This window comes from Conexibacter sp. JCM 18997, assembly GCF_055391915.1.
Map to the genome: position 1 here is coordinate 2,823,676 of NZ_AP043885.1, position 19,227 is coordinate 2,842,902.

Annotated in this window: 23 protein-coding genes; 15 read left to right on the top strand and 8 right to left on the bottom strand. The window is 71.4% G+C overall.

Annotation, left to right across the window (positions count from 1 at the left end; all coding sequences use genetic code 11):
- The first annotated feature begins 66 nt into the window (after window positions 1–66).
- The gene (locus ACZ5UI_RS14385) at window positions 67–465 is read left to right on the top strand and encodes a hypothetical protein (protein WP_464187920.1); all 399 of its coding nucleotides are present in this window, start codon (window positions 67–69) and stop codon (window positions 463–465) included.
- 38 nt (window positions 466–503) lie between these two features.
- Window positions 504–839, top strand: a complete 336-nt coding sequence (locus tag ACZ5UI_RS14390) for a hypothetical protein (RefSeq protein WP_464187922.1) — start codon at window positions 504–506, stop codon at window positions 837–839.
- Here ACZ5UI_RS14390 and ACZ5UI_RS14395 read toward each other — a convergent pair whose 3' ends face one another.
- From ACZ5UI_RS14395 to ACZ5UI_RS14410, 4 genes are all read right to left on the bottom strand, one after another.
- Entirely contained in the window at window positions 840–1,712 is an 873-nt protein-coding gene (locus tag ACZ5UI_RS14395) for a type IV toxin-antitoxin system AbiEi family antitoxin domain-containing protein (RefSeq protein WP_464187924.1), read from the bottom strand. It abuts the gene before it with no gap.
- A 161-nt stretch (window positions 1,713–1,873) separates the two neighbouring features.
- Window positions 1,874–2,821 (bottom strand): TolB family protein, encoded by a 948-nt coding sequence (locus ACZ5UI_RS14400; protein WP_464187926.1) that lies wholly within the window; start codon window positions 2,819–2,821, stop codon window positions 1,874–1,876.
- A 10-nt stretch (window positions 2,822–2,831) separates the two neighbouring features.
- A complete protein-coding gene (locus ACZ5UI_RS14405) occupies window positions 2,832–3,176 on the bottom strand; it encodes a nuclear transport factor 2 family protein (protein WP_464187928.1) in 345 nt (114 codons plus the stop codon).
- Window positions 3,176–3,856, bottom strand: coding sequence for an NUDIX hydrolase (locus tag ACZ5UI_RS14410; RefSeq protein WP_464187931.1), 681 nt, complete (start codon window positions 3,854–3,856; stop codon window positions 3,176–3,178). The genes ACZ5UI_RS14405 and ACZ5UI_RS14410 overlap by 1 nt, the downstream gene beginning before the upstream one ends.
- Window positions 3,857–3,917: 61 nt before the next feature.
- Here ACZ5UI_RS14410 and ACZ5UI_RS14415 point away from each other — a divergent pair, with 61 nt between their 5' ends.
- On the top strand, window positions 3,918–4,952 hold the full coding sequence (locus ACZ5UI_RS14415) for an SPFH domain-containing protein (RefSeq protein ID WP_464187933.1): 1,035 nt from the start codon (window positions 3,918–3,920) through the stop codon (window positions 4,950–4,952).
- A 4-nt stretch (window positions 4,953–4,956) separates the two neighbouring features.
- A complete protein-coding gene (locus ACZ5UI_RS14420; RefSeq protein ID WP_464187935.1) occupies window positions 4,957–5,844 on the top strand; it encodes an NAD(+)/NADH kinase in 888 nt (295 codons plus the stop codon).
- A 3-nt stretch (window positions 5,845–5,847) separates the two neighbouring features.
- Here ACZ5UI_RS14420 and ACZ5UI_RS14425 read toward each other — a convergent pair whose 3' ends face one another.
- From ACZ5UI_RS14425 to ACZ5UI_RS14435, 3 genes are all read right to left on the bottom strand, one after another.
- The gene (locus ACZ5UI_RS14425; RefSeq protein ID WP_464187937.1) at window positions 5,848–6,771 is read right to left on the bottom strand and encodes a TerC family protein; all 924 of its coding nucleotides are present in this window, start codon (window positions 6,769–6,771) and stop codon (window positions 5,848–5,850) included.
- A gap of 4 nt (window positions 6,772–6,775) precedes the next feature.
- Window positions 6,776–7,870, bottom strand: a complete 1,095-nt coding sequence (gene cax / locus ACZ5UI_RS14430) for a calcium/proton exchanger (protein WP_464187939.1) — start codon at window positions 7,868–7,870, stop codon at window positions 6,776–6,778.
- 65 nt (window positions 7,871–7,935) lie between these two features.
- Window positions 7,936–8,901, bottom strand: a complete 966-nt coding sequence (locus tag ACZ5UI_RS14435; RefSeq protein WP_464187941.1) for a hypothetical protein — start codon at window positions 8,899–8,901, stop codon at window positions 7,936–7,938.
- Window positions 8,902–8,927: 26 nt separating this feature from the next.
- On the opposite strand from ACZ5UI_RS14435, the gene ACZ5UI_RS14440 reads away from it, so the two are divergent.
- The 7 genes from ACZ5UI_RS14440 (at window position 8,928) to ACZ5UI_RS14470 (ending at window position 14,609) form a co-directional block, all read left to right on the top strand.
- Window positions 8,928–10,400: a D-glucuronyl C5-epimerase family protein gene (locus tag ACZ5UI_RS14440; protein ID WP_464187943.1), complete on the top strand. Its 1,473-nt coding sequence runs from the start codon at window positions 8,928–8,930 to the stop codon at window positions 10,398–10,400.
- Window positions 10,401–10,412: 12 nt separating this feature from the next.
- Window positions 10,413–11,594 (top strand): ArsA family ATPase, encoded by a 1,182-nt coding sequence (locus tag ACZ5UI_RS14445; protein ID WP_464187945.1) that lies wholly within the window; start codon window positions 10,413–10,415, stop codon window positions 11,592–11,594.
- Window positions 11,581–11,922 (top strand): hypothetical protein, encoded by a 342-nt coding sequence (locus ACZ5UI_RS14450; RefSeq protein ID WP_464187947.1) that lies wholly within the window; start codon window positions 11,581–11,583, stop codon window positions 11,920–11,922. The genes ACZ5UI_RS14445 and ACZ5UI_RS14450 overlap by 14 nt, the downstream gene beginning before the upstream one ends.
- A 12-nt stretch (window positions 11,923–11,934) precedes the next feature.
- On the top strand, window positions 11,935–12,144 hold the full coding sequence (locus ACZ5UI_RS14455; protein WP_464187949.1) for a hypothetical protein: 210 nt from the start codon (window positions 11,935–11,937) through the stop codon (window positions 12,142–12,144).
- Window positions 12,131–12,886 carry a hypothetical protein gene (locus ACZ5UI_RS14460; RefSeq protein ID WP_464187951.1) on the top strand — a complete coding sequence of 252 codons (756 nt, stop codon included), beginning with the start codon at window positions 12,131–12,133 and terminating at the stop codon, window positions 12,884–12,886. The genes ACZ5UI_RS14455 and ACZ5UI_RS14460 overlap by 14 nt, the downstream gene beginning before the upstream one ends.
- Window positions 12,887–13,015: 129 nt before the next feature.
- Window positions 13,016–13,591: a hypothetical protein gene (locus tag ACZ5UI_RS14465; RefSeq protein WP_464187953.1), complete on the top strand. Its 576-nt coding sequence runs from the start codon at window positions 13,016–13,018 to the stop codon at window positions 13,589–13,591.
- 10 nt (window positions 13,592–13,601) lie between these two features.
- Entirely contained in the window at window positions 13,602–14,609 is a 1,008-nt protein-coding gene (locus ACZ5UI_RS14470) for a zinc-dependent alcohol dehydrogenase (RefSeq protein ID WP_464187955.1), read from the top strand.
- On the opposite strand, the gene ACZ5UI_RS14475 is transcribed toward ACZ5UI_RS14470, so the two are convergent.
- Window positions 14,606–14,791, bottom strand: coding sequence for a hypothetical protein (locus ACZ5UI_RS14475; protein WP_464187957.1), 186 nt, complete (start codon window positions 14,789–14,791; stop codon window positions 14,606–14,608). The genes ACZ5UI_RS14470 and ACZ5UI_RS14475 overlap by 4 nt on opposite strands.
- Window positions 14,792–14,874: 83 nt before the next feature.
- On the opposite strand from ACZ5UI_RS14475, the gene ACZ5UI_RS14480 reads away from it, so the two are divergent.
- From ACZ5UI_RS14480 to ACZ5UI_RS14495, 4 genes are read left to right on the top strand one after another with little or no spacing between them, the layout of a single operon-like run.
- On the top strand, window positions 14,875–15,765 hold the full coding sequence (locus ACZ5UI_RS14480) for an AAA family ATPase (protein ID WP_464187959.1): 891 nt from the start codon (window positions 14,875–14,877) through the stop codon (window positions 15,763–15,765).
- On the top strand, window positions 15,746–17,167 hold the full coding sequence (locus tag ACZ5UI_RS14485) for a VWA domain-containing protein (protein WP_464187961.1): 1,422 nt from the start codon (window positions 15,746–15,748) through the stop codon (window positions 17,165–17,167). Before ACZ5UI_RS14480 ends, ACZ5UI_RS14485 begins: the two co-directional genes overlap by 20 nt.
- Window positions 17,167–18,225 (top strand): L,D-transpeptidase family protein, encoded by a 1,059-nt coding sequence (locus tag ACZ5UI_RS14490; protein WP_464187963.1) that lies wholly within the window; start codon window positions 17,167–17,169, stop codon window positions 18,223–18,225. The genes ACZ5UI_RS14485 and ACZ5UI_RS14490 overlap by 1 nt, the downstream gene beginning before the upstream one ends.
- Window positions 18,226–18,258: 33 nt before the next feature.
- Window positions 18,259–19,188, top strand: a complete 930-nt coding sequence (locus tag ACZ5UI_RS14495; protein ID WP_464187965.1) for a hypothetical protein — start codon at window positions 18,259–18,261, stop codon at window positions 19,186–19,188.
- Window positions 19,189–19,227: the final 39 nt, after the last annotated feature.

The window sequence follows — 19,227 nt, forward strand, 5'->3', positions numbered from 1 at the left end:
ACGCATAGGGTACCCAAGAGGACGCGTCCGGAACGTAACTGGACGAACGTCCGTCACAATTCGCACATGCAGGACGCCTTCGGCATCGTCGTCTTCGTGGTGGTCTTCCTGGCCATCATCGTCGCCGTGGCCGGACTCGCGGCCCGCAACAAGGCCTACGACGAGATCGGCCAGGGCGGGCTGTCGATCGACCGGCCGCCGCCCGAGAAGCCCGTCGCCGCGGCCACCGAGGCGGAGATCCGCGACATGATCGAGTCCGCCAACGCCCGCCGTGAGCGGCGCGGACAGGCCCCGCGCGACGTCGACGAGGAGCTGGCCCGTCTCAAACGGCCGATCGTCGACCAGGCGCTGGAGGCCGAGGTGCGCGAGCTCGTCGTGGCGCGCAACGCGCGCCGCGCGCGCAAGGGCCAGGAGCCGCTCGACGTCGAGGCCGAGGTCCGCCGCCAGCTCGACGCCCTGGGCTGAGCCGGGACCCCGCGATCCGTTCCTGGTACAAACGCGACATGGCAGATCCGCGCGTCTTCGAACTGGAAGACCTGGTCAACCGACCAGGCACGTACTTCAATCCGCAGACCGAGGTCTTGCTGATCGTCGACGACTCTCCGGAGATGGACCAGGAGATCTTCAACATGGAGAAGTACGAGGGCGCCGAGTGGGTCCTCGTGGCCGACGAGGTCCCCGTCGACGAGAACACGCGCGACGAGCTGATCGAGGGCTTCCAGGTCCGCTACCACCCCGGCACGGAGCGCACGCTCAACGCCGCCGAGGACGAAGAGGACGACGCCGAGGTCGACGAGCTCGAAGCCGACGACCAGGAAGTCGGCCGCGACGACCTCTAGTCAGCTTCGGAGGTAGGTGGTCAGGCAGTCGACGACCCAGTCGGGGTCGTTGACGACCTGGCGCCAGGTGAAGCGGTTGGTGGTCCAGCCGTGGGCCAGGAGGTTGTTGTCGCGCCGGGTGTCGCGTTCGGGGTCGTGGTACTCGCGGCCGTCGAGCTCGGCGATGTGGTGGGCGGGGCGCCAGAGGAGGTCGACTTCGTAGCCGTGGAGGTGTTGGTTGACCTCGGGCTTGGGGAGGCCGGCCTTGTTGATGAGCTTGAGGGCGCGGCGTTCGAGCTCTGACCGTGTGAGGACGTCTTGGGGCCTGGTGATCAGGAGGGCCTGCTTGAGGGGCTTGAGCCCGTGGCGGCCCTGGGACTGCTTGATCATCGAGGACATGAGGGTTGGGCGGAGCTGGCGGTTGTTCGTCGCGTTGTCGATCACCTCGATGAGCTGTTCGAGGGTGAGGACTTCGGCGAGGTCGAGGATCGTGCGGGCGATCTTGGTGACGCGGATGCCGTCGACGCGCATCGTGTCTCCCGGGTGCAGGCGTCCGACGTGGGTCTCGATGCCGGGTGCGCCTCGTCGGTCGATCCCGTTGGAGGTGATGGCGGGTCGGTCGCCATCGGGCCAGATGCCCCACAGCGCGGCGGCCGAGCGATGCGACAGGGCCGCTCCATCGCCGGCCGACAGGACGGCGGCCGCCCAGACGCCGCGCGGGGTCAGCCCGCGATGGCCGACGGCGAAAACGCCGCGGTGGATGCGGTGCAGCCACCCCGCACCTACCCGGTGCTTCACGCCGTCTGGAGAAACACCGGCATCAAGGAGCTGGGCGGAACGGATCACACCGTGCTGCCGCGCCGCGATCCAGGCGACCCGCGCGTCCTTCGGCAATGACGTGCCTGCTGTTATGGGCGTCATACGCCCACAAGGGCAGGCACGTCGGGCTTTCGCCCCCCCCTTTTCAGGTCGGTAGGGCGAAGGACTTGCCGTAGGCGCCGTGACGGTGCCGCGGCGGAGGACGTCGTCGGCGCTGGCAGCCGGCCAAGTTGCGCCTACGGAACCCAGGTGCAGGCGGCCGGGTTCGCGCTGGCCGCGACCGGCGTCGAGCTGATGTTGCCGCTGGTGTCGATCACGTCGAGGTTGCCCGAGCTGTCGTTGGCGCAGAGCTGGGAGCCGGTCGGCGCCCAGGCGGCCGCGCTGAAGCCCGGCACGACGGTGACGAAGGGGCTGGAGGCGGCGCTGGCGACGGTCGGATACAGGCCGACAGCGAACGCGGTGTAGGGCGCGGCGCTGCTGCCGGGCGCGGGCGTCGCGCGCTGGGCCAGCGTGACGGCCAGCGTGCTGCCCGACGGCGAGAGGCTCAGGGAGAACGGGGTCAGTCCCCAGTACGGCGTCGCCGGGGGGATCCTCGGCTGGATGGTCACCGGCTTGCCGGAGCCGTTCACCGGCGCGCTCATCACCTCGTAGAAGGGCACCTCGGCCGAGGCCGCCTCGTTGAGGACGATGAAGTAGACGCTGTTGCCGCTCTTGGAGAAGACCGGATGCGTGGCCTCGTTCTGGAACGCGCTCTGGCTGTAGACCTGCTTGGGCTTCCCGCCGGTCGCGTTGACCACGTAGACGTCGCCGCCCGAGGTGTAGGCCAGCTGCTTGCCGTTGGGCGACCACGCCGCCGGGCCGTAGTTCAGCCCGATGCCCTCCTGGGAGGCGACCTTCTTGGCCCCGCCGCCACCGCTGACGTTCGAGACGTAGACCGATCCGGTGAGGCCGACCGTGGCGATCTGCTTCCCGTTGGGCGAGAACGACGGCAGCAGGCCGCCGGTGAGGAAATCGATGTTCTGGCCGCTCAGCTGCACGGTGTAGACGCCGCCGGGGGAGCCGTTGCCCTCGGTGAAGGCGAGCGGCCCCGGGGGCAGCGTGACCGACCCGGGCCCCTGGGCATGGACAGCGGGAGCAGCGAACAGCCCCGCGACGACGACCAGACCGAGCAGAAGATGGCGCATGAGCGCCAGCCTAACCGCGCGAACAGGGCAGATTCCAGCCGAAGTAGACCTCGATGCGGACGATCCGACCTTCGTCGAAGCCGAACACCTCGGTGTTGCGGAAGCGGGTGCCGTCGGGCCGCGTGGCCTCGTAGGTAACGACCACCTCGTCGCCGTGCTCGAACAGGCGGACGACGTCGAACGCGGTGCCGTCGCCACCGTTGGCGAAGCAGCGCTCCCAGTAGTCCTCGCCCTCCAGCAGCGGGTCCGGCGGCGCGCTGAAGCGGAACCCGTCGGCCAGCAGCGTCTCCATCCAGGCACGGTCGCCGGCGGCGAACGCCGCGTAGCTGTCGCGGACGACCTGGAGACGATCCATCAGGACGGGGCTACCCGTTTGCGCCGCCCCGCTCCCCAGGCCGGATCGGCACTGACGAACCGGAACAGCGCGGCCGGGCGACCGGGGCCCTCGGCGCGCTGCTCACCCGTCGGCTCGATCAGCCCGGTGGCCTTGAGGTCGCGCGCGAACGTGGCCGGGTCGTACTCGACGCCGGCGATCGCCGCGTACACCGCGCGAGCCTGCGACAGCGTGAACGGGCCATCGAGGATCCCCACGACGACGTTGGACCACCACAGCTTCCCCTCGAGGCGCTCGAGCGCGGTGGCCAGGATCGCGTTGTGGTCGAAGCTCAGCGCGGGCGCCGGGCGCGCGGGCTGCCAGGACGCAGCCGGATCGGCCGGCTCGGTGACGGGCGCGACGAGCGCGAGGTGCGCCACGGTCGGGATCCAGCCGCGCGGATCGCGACCGGGATCGGCGAACGTCTCGAGCTGCTCGAAGTAGCCGTGGTCCACCCCGGTCTTCTCGGCCAGCTTGCGCCGAACGGTGTCCAGCGGAGTCTCGGACTCGCCGACGAAGCCGCCGGGTAGGACCAGCCCGCCGTCGGCGCCGCTCACACACAGGACGAGCAGGGCGCCGTCGCGCACCGTCAGCACGACGGCGTCGGCGGCCAGCGCCACGGGTGCCTGGTATCCCTCGGAATTGCGGGCCGTCCACGCCATCTCGTGCATGCTACGCTCCATTTATGGGCAGTATGACAATAACTACCGAGGAGGCACCGTCATGGCTGAGATCCGCACCTATCCCTTCGTCCGCCACCTGCGCGCCGAGCCGACCAGCCACGTGCTCGGCTGGCGGCGCGGCACGCTCGTGCACGACGGGGCCGGCGACGCCTGGTGGTTCCGTCCGCTGCACACCTCGATCGCCGAGGTGCCGGTCGACGACCGCGAGCTGCCCTTCCTGTTCCACGCGCGCAGCGCCGACTTCCAGCCGCTCAACGTCCAGGGCGTGATCACCTTCCGCGTGGCCGAGCCCCAGCACCTGGCGCGTCGCGTCGACTTCAGCATCGACCTGCGCACCGGCCGCTGGACGCAGACCCCGCTGGAGCAGGTCGCCGGCCTGCTCACCCAGCTGGGCCAGCAGTTCGTCATCGACGAGCTGGTCAAGCTCGACGTGCGCACGATCCTGACCGACGGCGTCGCGCCGATCCGCGACCGGATCGCCGCGGGCCTGGCCGGCGAGCAGGCCCTGGCGGACCTGGGGCTGGAGGTCGTGGCGGTGCGCGTGGCCGCGGTCACGCCGACCGCCGACGTCGAGAAGGCGCTCCAGCAGCCCACCCGCGAGGCGATCCAGCAGCGGGCCGACGAGGCCACGTTCGAGCGGCGCGCGCAGGCGGTCGACAGCGAGCGCGCGATCGCCGAGAACGAGCTGGCCAACCGCGTCGAGCTGGCCAAGCGCCAGGAGGCGCTGGTCGCCCAGGAGGGCGCCAACGACCGCCGGCGGGCCGAGGAGCAGGCGGCGGCCCGGCTGGTCGCGGCCCGCGCCGAGGACGAGCGCGCCGAGCTGCACGCCGCACGCCAGGCCCGCACGACCGAGGTGGTCGAGGCCGCTCAGCTGGCCGCCGAGCGCGAGCGCGGTGAGATCCAGAAGACGATGGGGCCGCAGGTCCTGCTGGCGCTGGCCCTGCAGGAGCTGGCCGGGCAGCTGGGCCAGGTCGAGCACCTGACCATCACGCCCGAGCTGCTCACCCCGCTGCTGGCCAAGGTCGGCGCGGCCCAGCAGCAGCCGCCGGCCGTCACCACCGGCGAGGAGGCGTGACGCGATGCTCCCCCGCGCCGTCCTCGTCGAGCGGCCGACGGAGTACCGCGACCTGCTCGCGCGTCACGGCACGCGCGAGCAGGTGCGCTTCTTCCTGGCCGGCCGGGGCCTGACGCTGGAGACGGTCGAGCGGCGCCACCTCGCCTACGAGGAGACCCGCGCTCAGGTGCTCGCCGCCATCCCGGCCGACTGGCGCCGCAGCGTCGTCGATCGCTCCGAGCTGGACCGGTTCCTGTTCGCCGCCGATGACGTGGTCATCGCGCTGGGCCAGGACGGGCTGGTGGCCAACGTGGCCAAGTACCTGCGGGGCCAGCCGGTGATCGGGCTGGACCCCGAGCCCGACCGCCACCCCGGCGTGCTCGTGCGCCACGCGCCCGCCGCGACCGCCGACCTGCTGGCCGACGTGCAGCGCGGTCGCGCGGCGATCGAGGCGCGCACGATGGCCGAGGGCAGCCTCGACGACGGCCAGCGGCTGCTGGCGCTCAACGAGCTGTTCGTCGGCCACGCCAGCCACCAGTCGGCGCGCTACGAGCTGCGCCTGGGCGACCGCAGCGAGCACCAGTCCTCGTCGGGCCTGATCGTCGCCACCGGCACGGGCGCGACCGGATGGGCGGCGTCGATCAACGGCGCGCGTCGCCAGCCGCTGGCGCTGCCCGGCCCGACCGAGCCCGCGCTGGCCTGCCTGGTCCGTGAGGCCTGGCCCAGCGCAGCGACGGGTGTCGAGCTGGACGGCGGCCTGGTCGGCCCCGACCAGACGCTGACCGTGACCAGCGAGCTGGGCGCCGGCGGCGTCGTGTTCGGCGACGGCATCGAGAGCGACTGGCTGGCCTTCGACTGGGGCCAGCGCCTGACCGTCAGGGTGGCGGAGGAGCGCCTGGCGCTGGTGGCCTGAGGCCTAGTGCGCCGAGGTCTTGTCGGCGCGCTCGGCCTTCTTGGCCTCGGCGTCGGGGTCGCGCTTGTCGGCGATCACCGAAGCGGTCATGCCGATCGCGAAGGCCAGCACGACGATGCCCAGGCTGGCCTCGGGACCGATGTGCACGAGGTCCTCGATCAGCAGCTTGATGCCGACGATGGCCAGCACGATGGCGATCGTCTCGTCCAGGTAGCGGAAGCGCCGCACCAGGCCCTCCACGAGCACGAACAGCGCGCGCATGCCCAGCAGCGCGAACGCGTTGGCGATCCAGATCGCGAACGCGTCGGTGGTGATCGCGAAGGCGGCGGGGATCGAGTCGATCGCGAAGGCGATGTCGGCGAAGACGATCGCCACCAGGCAGAGCACGAGCGGCGAGGCGTTCGGGTTGACCCGCCGGGCGATCCGCACCGGGAACGTCTTCTCCGGGTCGGTGTCGTGGCCGACCCCCTTGAACATCCGGTAGGCCAGCACCAGCAGCGTCGCGGCCAGGATGTAGATGACGAAGTGGAACTCCTCCAGCAGCGCCGTGCCGCCCATGATGGCCAGCCCGCGCATGACCAGGGCCAGGCAGATGCCCCAGAACAGCAGCTTGGGGCGGTTCTCGGCCGGGATGCCGAAGTACGAGAACAGCAGGAGGAAGACGAACAGGTTGTCGAGCGACAGCGTGCGCTCGATCAGGTAGACCGTCGTGTAGTCGACCGCGACGTCGGTCTCGCCGATCAGGATCAGCAGCGGCGCGATCAGCATGCTCAGCACGAGCCAGCCGATCGACCAGATCACGCCCTCGCGGAACGTGGGCTCGCGACCGCGGGCGAACAGCAGCAGGTCGACGAGCAGGAGCGCGATGATGATCGCCGCGGCGGCGGCGATCGGGCCCGGTCCGGAGATGACCGCGAAGGACGACATTCAGCTAAGCAAAGTAGAAGCCCAGGGCCAAGACGACGTAAACGGCCAGCAGCTGGACGCCCTCGAACCAGTGTGACTCGCCCTCGTTGGTGACCTGGTTGGCGATGATCACCGCCAGGATGATCCCGCCCAGCTCGAAGCCGTTGAGCACGAACGGCATCGGGTGCGGCCCCAGGAAGAACGAGCAGATCACCAGCACCGGCACCGCGAACAGCGCGATCTGCGCGCTGGACCCGATCGAGATGTTCACGGCCAGGTCCATCTTGTTCTTGCGGGCGACGAGCACGGCGACCCAGTGCTCGGCCGCGTTGCCGACGATCGCCACGACGATCACGCCGACGAAGAACTCGCTCAGGCCGATCGACTCGGCCGCCTCGGAGATCGAGCCGACGAGGATCTCGCTCATCACGCCGACCGCGACGCCGGCGATGGCCAGGGCGATGACCGCCTTCTTGACCGACCACGGCTCCCCGTGCTCGTCCTCGTCGCTGGGGGCGCTGGCCTCCGCGGGCGCCTCGGGATCGCGCTGCTCGTGCGGGTTGAACAGCTCGCGATGCGTCTTCAGCGAGAACAGCAGCCCGAAGCAGTAGGTGACGATCAGGACCAGCGCCACGGCCAGCGACAGCTGCTCGACAGTCGAGTCGTAGTTGACGATCTCCGACCCCGGCGCCGGCAGGCCCTTGCCCTCGACCAGCTCGAAGATGGCCGGGACGCACAGCGCCGCGACGGCCAGCAGCAGCATCAGCGACTGCGCGTTGGCGGCGGTGCGGTCGAAGAACTGACGCTCGCGACCGAGTCCGCCGACCACCATCGACGCGCCCAGCACGAGCAGGATGTTGCCCATGATCGAGCCGACCAGCGAGGCCTTGACGACCTCGTGCAGGCCCGAGTTCAGCGCGAACAGGGCGATGATGATCTCCGGCGCGTTGCCGAAGGTGACGTTCAGCAGGCCGCCGATCCCGGGGCCCGACCGCGCGGCCAGCTCCTCGGTCGCCCGGCCCATCAGCGCCGCCGTGGGGATCACGCCCAGCGCCGAGGCGAAGAAGATGACCACCGGCCCGGCCGCGACGATGTCCAGGATGATCGCGATCGGGATCATCGGGACCAGCAGATAAGGCCAGCCCTCAGAGCTGGTCAGGAAGCGCAACCGCACTGCGAAGGACGTTACAGGTACTTCGCGCAGGCCTGGACCTTGGCCACGTCCTGGCCGGCCGCCTGCAGGCACTCGAGGTACTTCGCGTTGTTGGACCCCGATGCCTGCGGGGTCGTCGACGTGCCGGTGCCGGTCGATCCGGTGGCCGCGGCGAGCGCGTCGGTCAGGTCCGACAGCGGCTTGGCGTCCTTGGGCGTGTCGATCGTCTGGGGCTGGTCGAGGTCGCTGTAGGAGATGCGCAGATCGAGCGTGCCGCTGGACAGCACCATGTGGATGGCCAGGCGGCGCAGGCGCTGGTCGTCGGCCCCGGTGTCGATCTCCACGGTGGCCGACTTGATGTCGGCGCCCAACGAGGTCAGCTGCGTGCCCGCGCTGGTCTTGCTGGCCACCTTGGCCACGTCGGCGAGCATCTTGGGCACGTCCACGCCCGAGGTGATGTGGATCGTCTTGTCCCCGCCGACCTCACCCTCGCCGGCCTTCTGCGGATCGGTCAGCCACTGCTCGGGATGGATCCCCAACGCGGTCAGCGACGGCGACGACGCCCGCTTCTGGTCGGTCTCCTTCTGATCGGACAGGTAGCCGTCGGTGAATGATCTCCACTCCGACGCCGGGATCTCGAAGGCCTGACCCGCGACCGTGACGTAGCCCTTGTCGCCGGTGGAGATGGCGCCCGCCTGCAGCGTGCCGCTGGTGCCCGAGTCGAGCTTCAGCGTGCCGTCGAGCTTGGGCAGCTGGCCGGAATCGCCCTGGGCGAAGCGCGCGTCGATGCTGGCCTGGACGGTGCCGCTCTTCAGCTCGGCGTCCATGCCGAGGCCGATCCGCCCGCTCTTGAGCTGGGCGTCGTTGCCGAACGTCTGCTTGATCAGCTCAGACGCCGACTCGCTTGATCCATCGTCCCCTCCACCGCAACCCGCGAGGACGAAGACGCCCAGCAGGACTGCGATCAGGATGGACGGCAACGCAACTTGCGGCCGCATGGGCGGTTGAACCTAGCATCGTGATGGTGCCCCGCACCGCAGTTCTGCTGGCCTTGTCGGCCCTCGCCACCCTTTTCTTCGCTGCCTCTTCGCCAGCGGCGTCGATCCACGTGCTCAAGCCCGATGGACGCACCGTCGTGCGCGACGTGGCCGGCCTTCCGCCCGCCGACCCGCTCCCCCCGGCGGCCGTCTCCGCCCACGCCCAGCGCAAGGTCAGCGCCCTGGCCGCGCGCGCCGCGGCCACGAAGAAGACGTTCGCCCAGACCATCGAGACGCTGTTCGCCGCGGGCCAGATCGACGAGCTGCAGTACGACGCGGCTCGTGACGCGGCCGCCGCCACGCGCTCGCTGCTGCGCAAGCTGCCCGCCGGCGCCCGCAAGGACAACCTGCAGGACGCGCTGGACCTGGCCGACGCGCTGGCGGCCAAGAACCAGCTGACCGCCGCGCGCGTGCCGGTGATCACCGAGATCGTGGCCCGCAACGCCGAGTACTGGAACAACGGGGCGCTGCTGGCCTACGGCGCGCGCGTCGACTTCACCGGCAGCCGGATCGTGTGGCAGTTCTACCCGGGCGCGGGCCTGCAGCCGCAGTGGCTGGGCACGTTCGGCTTCGCCAACTCCAAGGCCAGCTCCAAGTCGCTGAAGAAGAGCGTCACCGCGGACACCGTCGAGACGCTCGACGAGGCGCTGACGCTGGCCACGCCCCGCGCGGGCGGGATCGCCTGGGAGAGCTTCTTCTCGTTCAGCGGCGCGGCGCCCGTGTGGGTCAGCGCGCTGACCCAGGGCACGGCGATCTCGGCCTACTCCCACGCCGGCGCCAAGCTCGCCCGCCCCGACTACATGACGGACGCCACCAACGCGCTGGGCGTCTTCAAGACGCCGCCGCCCGAGGGCGTCGCGCTGCCCGAGGACAACGGCGTCCACTACCTGATCTACTCGACCAACTCCAGGCTGCTGGTGCTCAACGGGTTCCTGCAGGCCATCACCGGCCTGTACGACTACGCGCAGCTGTCGCAGGATCCGGTCGGGCTGCAGCTCTTCGAGCAGGGCGACACCGAGGCCCAGGCCGAGATCCCCAAGTACGACACGGGCGCCTGGTCGCTGTACGAGGGCACCAACGAGTCCTCGCTGAGCTACCACCAGCTGGTCACCGGGTTCGCCCAGAACCTGTGCGACCGCACGCAGACGCCGATCTACTGCGACACCGCCGCGCGGTTCACCGCGGACCAGACGACGCCGCCGGCGCTGCGGATCGTCACGTCGAAGGCCAAGACCAAGGCGTCGGTGCCGATCCGCTTCACGCTCAGCAAGCGCTCGACGGTGAGCCTGTACGTCAACGACGTGCCGATCACGTCGGCCTACCTGGCCTATGGCACCCACACGCTGACCTGGGCCGGCTCGTCCAAGTCGGGCACCTACACGGTGACGCTCAAGGCGCGCGACCTGGCCAGCAACGACGCCGAGGTCTCCAAGGAGATCGTCCTCTCCCGGAAGGGGTAGGTTCGCGCGGCGATGACGCCGCGGACGATCCTCTACACGGGCAAGGGCGGGGTCGGCAAGACCTCGGTCGCCGCCGCCACCGCGCGCCGCTGCGCGGCGGCCGGGCTGCGGACGATCGTGCTGTCGACGGATCCCGCGCACTCGCTGGCCGACGCCTTCGAGCTCGAGCTCGGCGGGCAGCCGACGCCGGTGGCCGAGCGGCTCTACGGCCAGCAGGTCGCCGCCCAGGAGGAGATGGAGCGCCACTGGTCGGCCGTCCAGGCCTGGGCCGGTGACCTGCTCCAGGAGCGGGGCGCGGACCGCATCAGCGCCGAGGAGCTGACGGTGCCGCCGGGGATGGACGAGCTGTTCTCGCTGCTGCAGCTCAAGGCGCATCGTGAGAGCGGCGAGTGGGACGTGGTGATCGTCGACTGCGCGCCCACCGGGGAGACGCTGCGGCTGCTGTCCTTCCCCGACGTGCTGCGCTGGTGGTTGTCGAAGGTCTTCCCGCAGCAGTCGCGCCTGATGGACGCGGCCCGGCCGATCGCCCGCGTGATGCTGGACCTGCGCCTGCCCGGCGACGAGGTGATGGAGGAGGTCAACCGGCTGGTCAGCAACCTGATCGCCATGAACGAGATCCTCCGCGACCGCGAGCACGTCTCGATCCGCCTGGTCACCACGCCCGACCGCATGGTCGTCGACGAGGCCCGGCGCACGTTCACCTACCTGAACCTGTACGGGTTCCTGACCGACGCGATCGTGGTCAACCGCGTGTTCCCCGAAGACGTGGGCGGCTACTTCGGCGCCTGGCGCGAGCGTCAGCTGAAGACGCTGGATGACGTGCGCGCGGGCTTCGCGCCCGTGCCGGTGCTGACCGCGCCGTACTTCTCCCAGGAGGTCGTGGGCGGCGAGCGGCTCGACGAGCTGGCCGACGCGCTGTTCGCCGACCAGGCGCCCGAGGCGCTCCTGCACAAGCGCCTGGCCCAGGAGCTGCTGCTCGGCGAGGGTACCGCCACGCTGCGCCTGGACCTGCCGTTCATCGAGAAGGCCGACATCGCGCTGCGCAAGATCGGGGCCGAGGTGATCGTCCGCGTCGACGGGCACAAGCGCACGGTCGTCCTCCCGGCCGCCCTCGCTGGCTATCGTGCGGCAGGAGCGTCGTTCGAGGACGGCGCTCTGGAACTGCGCTTCGACGATCCCGATGGCCGATCCTGACCCGCTCGACGAGCTGCGCGCCCAAGTGCGCGCCACCCAGGAGGCCGCCGAGCGGCTGATGGGCAGCGGCGTGCCCTCACGCGGGTGGGACGTGCCGCGCGGCGACGCCGGCGGGTTCACCGAGGAGGTCCAGGCGCTGGTCAGCCTGCTCCAGGCGCTGCGCGATCTCGTGCCCCCGGAGCTGCGCGAGCAGATCACCGATCTCGTCCGGCAGCTGCTGCTGGTGCTGCGCGCGCTGATCGACTGGCTCGTGGCCCGTATCGAGCGCGAGGTCGAGGCCACCCGCGAAGGATCCACGCGCACGGCCGAGGACATCCCGATCGCCTGATTGGATGCGCGCGTGACCGATCCCGCCGACCGCGTGCGCACCCTGCTGTTGCGGGCCGACAACGTCCTGAAGAACGAAGGCGACCACGACGATCGCCAGCGGCGGGCCCGCGAGGCGCTGCTGCAGGCGCGCGAGGTCGCCGCGGGCGGCGGCGTGGACGAGCGCGTGGCCGCGCTGATCGAGCGGCGCCTGTCGGCGCTGGAGTCCGGTGGACCGGCTTAGAGGCGTCTGGAAGACGCTGGCCCGCGAGCAGCGGGTGGCGGCGATCGCCGCGCTCGTGCTGCTGGCCACGCTCTTCCTGCCCTGGTACCAGAAGTCGATCTTCGACGAGAAGCAGGGCAAGTTCGTCCCCGACGCGCTGACCGGCTTCGGCTCGGCCGACTTCGTGATGGCCTCGGTGGTGCTCGTCGCCTTCGGCGTGCTGGCCCTGCTGTGGGCCCGCGGCGAGGACCGCGCGTTCCACCTGCCCTTCGGCGACGGCATCGTGATCATGGCCGCCGGTGGCTGGGCCGCGCTGCTGATCTTCTACCGGGTGCTCGACCACCCCGACGTCAGCGGCCGCGGCGCGACGATCGGCATCCAGTGGGGCGTGTTCATCGCCTTCCTGGCCGCCGCGTTCCTCGTCTACGCGGGCTATCGGATCCACGCCGCGCACCGGGCCGAGCCGCCGCTGCCCGACGACGTGACCGGCGCGACCGGCCCGACGATCGCCGTGACGCCGCCCCCGCCCGCAGCGGCGCCCGGGGTGCCGCCCCGTCGCCGGGGCGAGCGCCCCCGGCGCGACATCCCCACCGAGATCCCGCCGCCCCCGCTGCCCTCCGAGGCCCCCACCGAGCAGGCCCCGGCGGCCCGCCGCCGGCGCCCGCGCGACGGTGGCGGCGGAGACGACGAGGGCCAGATGCGCGGCCAGCTGTCCTTCGACGAGGCCGAGACGCAGAAGCAGCGCCTGCCCGACGAGCAGTGACGGCCGCGCTCGAGGCCTTCGACGCGCCTCGCTGTGCTGCGAGCGGGCGCCGTGGCGACGATCGCGCCGCCCGCTGGGTCGCCCGCGGCCGCGCGGCTGGCATCATCGCGCCGTGTGCGCCCACTCGCCGTGACCGTCGCCCTCGCCGGAGGGCTCCTCGTGGTGGTGGCGATCGTGGCCGCGATCCTCTCCCCCGCTGCGCCGACGCAGCTGAGCCGGCCGGCGTACACGGCGATGGCCCGGTCGATCGGGATCGGCGTCGTGGACCTGAGCGGCGCCGACCGCCAGGACCTGCTGTGCGGGCATCTGCCCCCGGGGGAGGTCGACAGCGCGCTGCGGCGCATCGACACCGACTGCCGTGTGTCCGAGCGGATGGCCGCCGGCAAGGAGCGGCTGTCGGCCTGCACCGACGGCGCGTGCGCGCGGGCGCAGGCCAGCGCGCTGGTCGAGTACGCCCGTGAGAGCCAGGCGATCGAGGACGGCTTCGCCCACGACCTGAGCGGCGACTGCGCCACGTTCTTCGAGATCGAGGCCGACTACGGGCGCGACATCGCCGCGGCGGCCGACCGCCTGGCCGCGCATCCCGACGGCCCGCTGCTGGAGGACGCGCTGAGCCGCTGGCGGATCGAGAGCATCGCCGCCGAGAACGCGATCGACCGCGAGCCGGTGCTCGAGCTGCTCGCCGCGTGCGAGCCCGACCGGTAGCGTCGCGGCCATGCGCCAGCTGACCCTGGAGGGACCGCGCCGGCTGGCGTGGCACGACGTGGCCGACCCGGTGCGCCAGGGCGAGGGCGAGGCGATCGTCCGGCCGCTGGCCGTGGCCCTGTGCGACCTGGACCAGCCGATGATCTTCGGCGAGGCGCCGATCGGCGGGGCGATGGCGCTCGGGCACGAGTGCGTGGCCGAGGTCGTCGAGGCCGGCGGCGGGTTCGCGGCGGGCGAGCGCGTCGTGGTGCCCTTCCAGATCTCCTGTGGCGACTGCGACCGCTGCGCCCGCGGCCTGACCGGCTCCTGCCACGCGGTGCGCGGCACGGCGATGTACGGCTTCGGCACGCTGGGCGGCGACTGGGGCGGCGCGCTCAGCGACCTGCTGCGCGTGCCCTACGCCGAGGCGATGCTCGTGCGCCTGCCCGACGGCGTCGATCCCGCCGCCGTGGCCAGCGTCGCCGACAACGTCCCCGACGCCTGGCGCACCGTCGCGCCCCACCTCGAGCGCCATCCCGGCGCCGAGGTCCTGATCCTCGGTGGGACCGCCCGCTCGATCGGCCTGTACGCGGTCGACTGCGCGCTGGCGCTGGGCGCCTCCCGCGTGGTCTACGTCGACGACGACCCCGGCCGGCTCGCGGTCGCCCAGGCGCTCGGCGCCGAGCCCGACGACGGCCCGCTGGAGGCCAAGCGCGGCCACTTCCCGATCGTCGTCGACGCCACCGCCACCCGCGCGGGTCTGACCACGGCGATCCGCGCCACCGACGCCGGCGGCGACTGCACCCCGGTGGGCATGCTGTTCGAGGCCGACACCCCGATGCCGATGTTCGAGATGTACGTGCGCGGCATCAACCTGCACGTCGGCCGGGTCATGGCCCGGCCCGTGATCCCGCAGATCCTCGAGCTGGTCGCCGCGGGCCGCCTGCACCCCGAGCGCGTGACCAGCGCCCACGTCGCCTGGGCCGACGCCGCCGAGGCGCTGCTGGAGCCGGCGACGAAGATCGTCGTCACGCGTTAGAAGGCGGGTTCCTTGTAGTTGCGCTCCTGGCGCGGGTCGCTGTTGGGGTCGTCGTGGTAGGAGATGAACCCGCTCACGAAGATCCCGGCGGTGGCCACGAACAGCAGCATCAGGCCGGTGACCACCAGCCAGCGCAGCTTGGTGATGTGGCCCGCGATCGCCACCAGGACGCCGAAGGCCATGACGGCGAGGAACGGCGCTGCGGGAAGCTGCGACGCAGCGATCGGAACCATCGGGAAGAGGCGTTCTACCATCTGGCGCTCCGATGACCGACCCGACCTCCGTCGACGAGGTGCGCGAGGGACTCGGCTCCGTGGGCTACCTGCCCGGCGAGTCGACCGCTCTCGTCTCCTACCTCGCCACCCGCCTGGGCAAGCCCGTACTCGTCGAGGGGCCCGCGGGCGTCGGCAAGACCGAGCTGGCCAAGGCGCTCTCGCGCTACCTCCAGCGCCCGCTCGTGCGCCTGCAGTGCTACGAGGGCCTGGACGAGGCCAAGGCGCTGTACGAGTGGAACTACCGCAAGCAGCTGCTGCGCATCCAGGCCGAAGCCACGGACACCGGCTGGGAGCGAGTCCAGGACGACATCTTCGGCGACGAGTTCCTGCTCGAGCGCCCGCTGATGACCGCGATCGCGTCGCCGGACCCGGTCGTCCTGCTGATCGACGAGATCGACAAGACCGACCAGGAGTTCGAGGCGATGCTGCTCGAGATCCTGTCGGACTTCCAGATCACGATCCCCGAGCTGGGCACGATCCACGCCAAGTCGCATCCGATCGTCCTGCTCACGTCGAACAACACGCGCGAGCTGACCGAGGCGCTCAAGCGCCGCTGCCTGTACCTGTGGCTGGACTACCCGCCGGTCGAGCAGGAGCTGGCGATCGTCAAGCTGCACACGCCCGAGCTGTCCGACCAGGTCGCGGCCAAGCTCGTCGAGGTCGTGGGGATGGTCCGCGAGCTCGACCTGAAGAAGCCGCCGTCGATCGCCGAGTCGATCGACTGGGCCCGCGCCCTGCTGCTGCTCGGCGCCGACGACATCGACGCCAAGGTCTTCAAGGAGACGATGTCGGTGATCGTCAAGCACCGCACCGACCTGGACATCGTGGCCGAGCGCGTCGGGGTCAAACTCGGGGGCGGCCTTGGCTCCCAGGCTGCCTGAGCCCGGTCCCCCCGGGATCTCCGCTCGCCTGATCGAGCTGGGCGAGGCGCTGCGTGGCGAGGGCGTCGCGGTCGGCACCTCCGAGCTGCTGGACGCCTTCGAGGCGCTCAACGAGGTGCCCTGGACCGAGCCCGCCGACTTCCGTGAGGCGCTGGCCGCCACGCTGGCCAAGTCGCCCGACAACCGGCGCATCTTCGAGCTCGTCTTCGACCGCTTCTTCTTCCGGGCCACCGAGGCGGCGGCGGTGCACGCCGGCATCCGCGAGCACGACGGCTCCTCGGAGGGTGACGGGGCACCCGGCGAGGGCGAGGGCAACGGCGAGGGCGGCGAGATCGACCTCGACGCCCTGCGCGAGGCGATCGCCAACGCGATCCGCGAGGGGGCCGAGGGCGCGATGCGCGACCTGGCCCGCCTGGCCATCGCCGCGTTCGGGCGCCAGGGCACCGGCTCGGGCGTGATCGGCGTCGACGTGCAGCGCATCCGCCGCTCGCTGGGCCTGCGCTCCGAGCCCCAGCCCGACCTGCCCGAGGAGGACCCACGCCGCGACGGCCTCCCCCGCGACCAGCTGCGCCGCTTCGAGCAGCTGCTGCGCCGCGAGCTGGAACGCGGGCAGATCGAGCGCACCGCCACGCTGCCGGCCTCCCGGCCGCTCAACGAGCTGGACCGCTCGCTGCCCTCGGGCCCGCTGCAGGACCTCGCCGCCGTGCACAAGGTCGTCGCCCAGCTGCGCCGCCGCCTGGCCACCCAGGGCAACGAGCAGCGCGGCCGCAAGCGCAACACGGCCATCGACGTGCGCCGCACGATGCGCGCCTCGCTGCAGACCGGCGGCGTGCCCGTCGAGCTGCGCTTCCGCCCCAAGCGCCCGCGCCGCCCGGAGATCTTCGTGCTCTGCGACGTCTCCACCAGCGTGACCAGCGCCTCGGTGTTCTTCCTGTCGGTCCTGCACGCCCTGCACGACAGCTTCCGCAAGATGCGCTCGTTCGTGTTCATCGAGCGCATCAGCGAGGTCACCGAGGTCTTCGAGCGCGAGCGCGACTTCCAGGCGGTCAACCAGGCGATCTCGCGCGACGCCGGCGTGGCCGACATCTCCGGCTACACCGACTACGGCCGCGTGTGGGACGAGTTCCGTGACGCCGTGGCCGACGAGCTGCACCCGCGCGCCACGATCATCGTGCTGGGCGACGCGCGCACCAACGGCCGCGACCCGCGGGCCGACGTCTTCGGCCAGGTCGCCTCGCTGGCCGGACGCACGTTCTGGCTGAATCCCGAGCCGCGTCTGTACTGGAACTACGGCGACTCGGTGATCTCCGCCTACGAGCAGTACTGCCACGCCTACGAGTGCTGGACCACCCAGCAGCTCGAGGAGTTCGTCAAGGACCTGACGAAGCCGATGACCGGCTGATGCGGCGTCTGATCCTGCTCACCGTCGCGGCGCTCCTGCTGGCGCCGGCCGTCGCCCATGCCGCCACGGTCAAGGTCTTCTTCCTGCAGGGCGAGACGTTCTCACCGGTGCAGCGCGAGGCGCCCAACGGCGCGACGATCATCACCGACACGATCGGTCAGCTGCTGGCCGGACCGACCGCCAAGGAGGAGCGCGACGGCTTCGGCTCGTCGATCCCCGACGGCGCCAAGCTCCTGTCCGCGCGGGTCGACGCGCCACACCGGCGCGTGATCCTGTCCTTCGACAAACGCTTCGCCGCCGATCCCGAGGACCCGGCCGGCGAGGACGACCTGTCGCTGTTCGGGGCGCGCCTGGCCCAGGTGGTCTACACCGCCACCGGCCTGACGGGCCTGGACAAGGTCACGGTGCGCGTGCGGTCGCGCAAGGCCGTGCGCCTGACCCGCAACAGCTTCGACCCCACGCGCTACGACGCGCCCACCGCGCCGCCGGTCAAGGGCGCCGCGCCGACCGACGTGACCTCCGTCCAGGCCGCGCTCATCCGCCTGACCTACCTGCCGGCCGACGCCGCCTCGGGCACGTTCGACTACCGCACCCAGCAGGCGGTGCTGGCCTTCCAGTCCTGGGAGGGCCTGGGCCGCGACGGCGTCGTCGGCCCGCTGACCGCGGCCAGGCTGCAGACCGCCGCGGTGCCGGTGCCCGGCGCGCGCGGCGCCGGCCGCCGCGTCGAGATCCATCGCGAGCAGGGCGTCGTGCTGCTGATCGAGAACGGCACGACGGTGCGCGCGATCCACACGTCCACCGGCCAGGGCGGCGACGACCCCGACCTGGGCACGCCGCCCGGCAGCTTCAAGATCTACCGCAAGGAACAGAAGTCGTGGTCGATCCCCTTCAAGACGTGGCTGCCCTACGCGGCCTACTGGGATCGGGGTTGGGCGCTGCACGGGTACCCCGACGTCCCCGCCCAGCCCGCGTCGCACGGCTGCGCGCGGCTGCCGCTGCCCGAGGCGCCGGTGGTCTACGCGTTCGTCTCGATCGGCACGCCCGTCCGCGTCTTCTGACCCGATCGCCCGCTGGCGGATAGCGTTCGCGCCGTGCAGACCGTCTTCTGGCGCAGGCGCGCCATCCTGATCGGCGGACTGGCGGTCCTGCTCGTGGCCGTCGTGATCCTTGCGCGCGGTTGCGGCGGCTCGGACTCGGGCTCGGGCGACGACAGCGCGTCGGCCGACCGGGCGGCGCCGCCACAGCTGCCCCAGGGCGGGCGGCGGATCCTCCCCGGCCACCGGGTGATCGCCTACTACGGCGCCCCGCAGGACGACGAGCTGGGCATCCTGGGCATCGGCACCCCGGCCCAGGCGGGCCAGGAGCTGGCCAAGACGACGAAGGCCTACGACCAGTACGGCCCGACGCTGCCGGCCATGGAGCTGATCGCGGTGATCGCCAACGCGGCGCCCGGCGACGACGGCATGTATCGCACGCGCCAGACCGACGCGGTCATCCGCCGCTACCTGCGGGCGGCGCGCAAGATCAAGGCCCTGCTGATCCTGGACATCCAGCCGGGCCGGTCGGACTTCCTGCAGGAGGCGATGGCGCTGGAGAAGTGGCTGCGCAAGCCCGACGTGTCGCTGGCGCTGGACCCGGAGTGGCGGGTCGACGCGGCCAACGTCCCCGGGCAGGTGATCGGCTCGGTCAGCGCGCGCGAGGTCAACGCCGTGTCGTACTGGCTGGCCGGGCTGGTCAAGGAGGGCAACCTGCCCCAGAAGCTGTTCCTGATCCACCGCTTCACCGAGGACATGATCGCCGACCAGGACCTGCTCAAGGAGCGTCCCGGACTGGCCCTGACGATCAACGTCGACGGCTTCGGCGGCCAGGCGATCAAGCGGGCCAAGTACCGCGAGTTCGCCCGCCAGAACACGCGCTTCTACAACGGCTTCAAGCTCTTCTTCAAGGAGGACTCGGGGCTGTTCAAGCCGCGCCAGGTGGTCAGGCTCAAGCCGCCGCCCAACGTCGTCGTCTACGAATAGCGCTCAAGCCCGCGCGGCCCGCGGACGATGTGAGACGGG

Bases quoted from the DNA above. Each gene is read 5' to 3' on its own strand.
- ACZ5UI_RS14385 (WP_464187920.1), top strand. From the start codon at position 67: ATGCAGGACGCCTTCGGCATCGTCGTCTTCGTGGTGGTCTTCCTGGCC.
- ACZ5UI_RS14390 (WP_464187922.1), top strand. From the start codon at position 504: ATGGCAGATCCGCGCGTCTTCGAACTGGAAGACCTGGTCAACCGACCA.
- ACZ5UI_RS14400 (WP_464187926.1), bottom strand. From the start codon at position 2,821: ATGCGCCATCTTCTGCTCGGTCTGGTCGTCGTCGCGGGGCTGTTCGCT.
- ACZ5UI_RS14405 (WP_464187928.1), bottom strand. From the start codon at position 3,176: ATGGATCGTCTCCAGGTCGTCCGCGACAGCTACGCGGCGTTCGCCGCC.
- ACZ5UI_RS14410 (WP_464187931.1), bottom strand. From the start codon at position 3,856: ATGGCGTGGACGGCCCGCAATTCCGAGGGATACCAGGCACCCGTGGCG.
- ACZ5UI_RS14415 (WP_464187933.1), top strand. From the start codon at position 3,918: ATGGCTGAGATCCGCACCTATCCCTTCGTCCGCCACCTGCGCGCCGAG.
- ACZ5UI_RS14420 (WP_464187935.1), top strand. From the start codon at position 4,957: ATGCTCCCCCGCGCCGTCCTCGTCGAGCGGCCGACGGAGTACCGCGAC.
- ACZ5UI_RS14425 (WP_464187937.1), bottom strand. From the start codon at position 6,771: ATGTCGTCCTTCGCGGTCATCTCCGGACCGGGCCCGATCGCCGCCGCC.
- cax (WP_464187939.1), bottom strand. From the start codon at position 7,870: ATGATCCCGATCGCGATCATCCTGGACATCGTCGCGGCCGGGCCGGTG.
- ACZ5UI_RS14435 (WP_464187941.1), bottom strand. From the start codon at position 8,901: ATGCGGCCGCAAGTTGCGTTGCCGTCCATCCTGATCGCAGTCCTGCTG.
- ACZ5UI_RS14445 (WP_464187945.1), top strand. From the start codon at position 10,413: ATGACGCCGCGGACGATCCTCTACACGGGCAAGGGCGGGGTCGGCAAG.
- ACZ5UI_RS14450 (WP_464187947.1), top strand. From the start codon at position 11,581: ATGGCCGATCCTGACCCGCTCGACGAGCTGCGCGCCCAAGTGCGCGCC.
- ACZ5UI_RS14470 (WP_464187955.1), top strand. From the start codon at position 13,602: ATGCGCCAGCTGACCCTGGAGGGACCGCGCCGGCTGGCGTGGCACGAC.
- ACZ5UI_RS14475 (WP_464187957.1), bottom strand. From the start codon at position 14,791: ATGGCCTTCGGCGTCCTGGTGGCGATCGCGGGCCACATCACCAAGCTG.
- ACZ5UI_RS14480 (WP_464187959.1), top strand. From the start codon at position 14,875: ATGACCGACCCGACCTCCGTCGACGAGGTGCGCGAGGGACTCGGCTCC.
- ACZ5UI_RS14490 (WP_464187963.1), top strand. From the start codon at position 17,167: ATGCGGCGTCTGATCCTGCTCACCGTCGCGGCGCTCCTGCTGGCGCCG.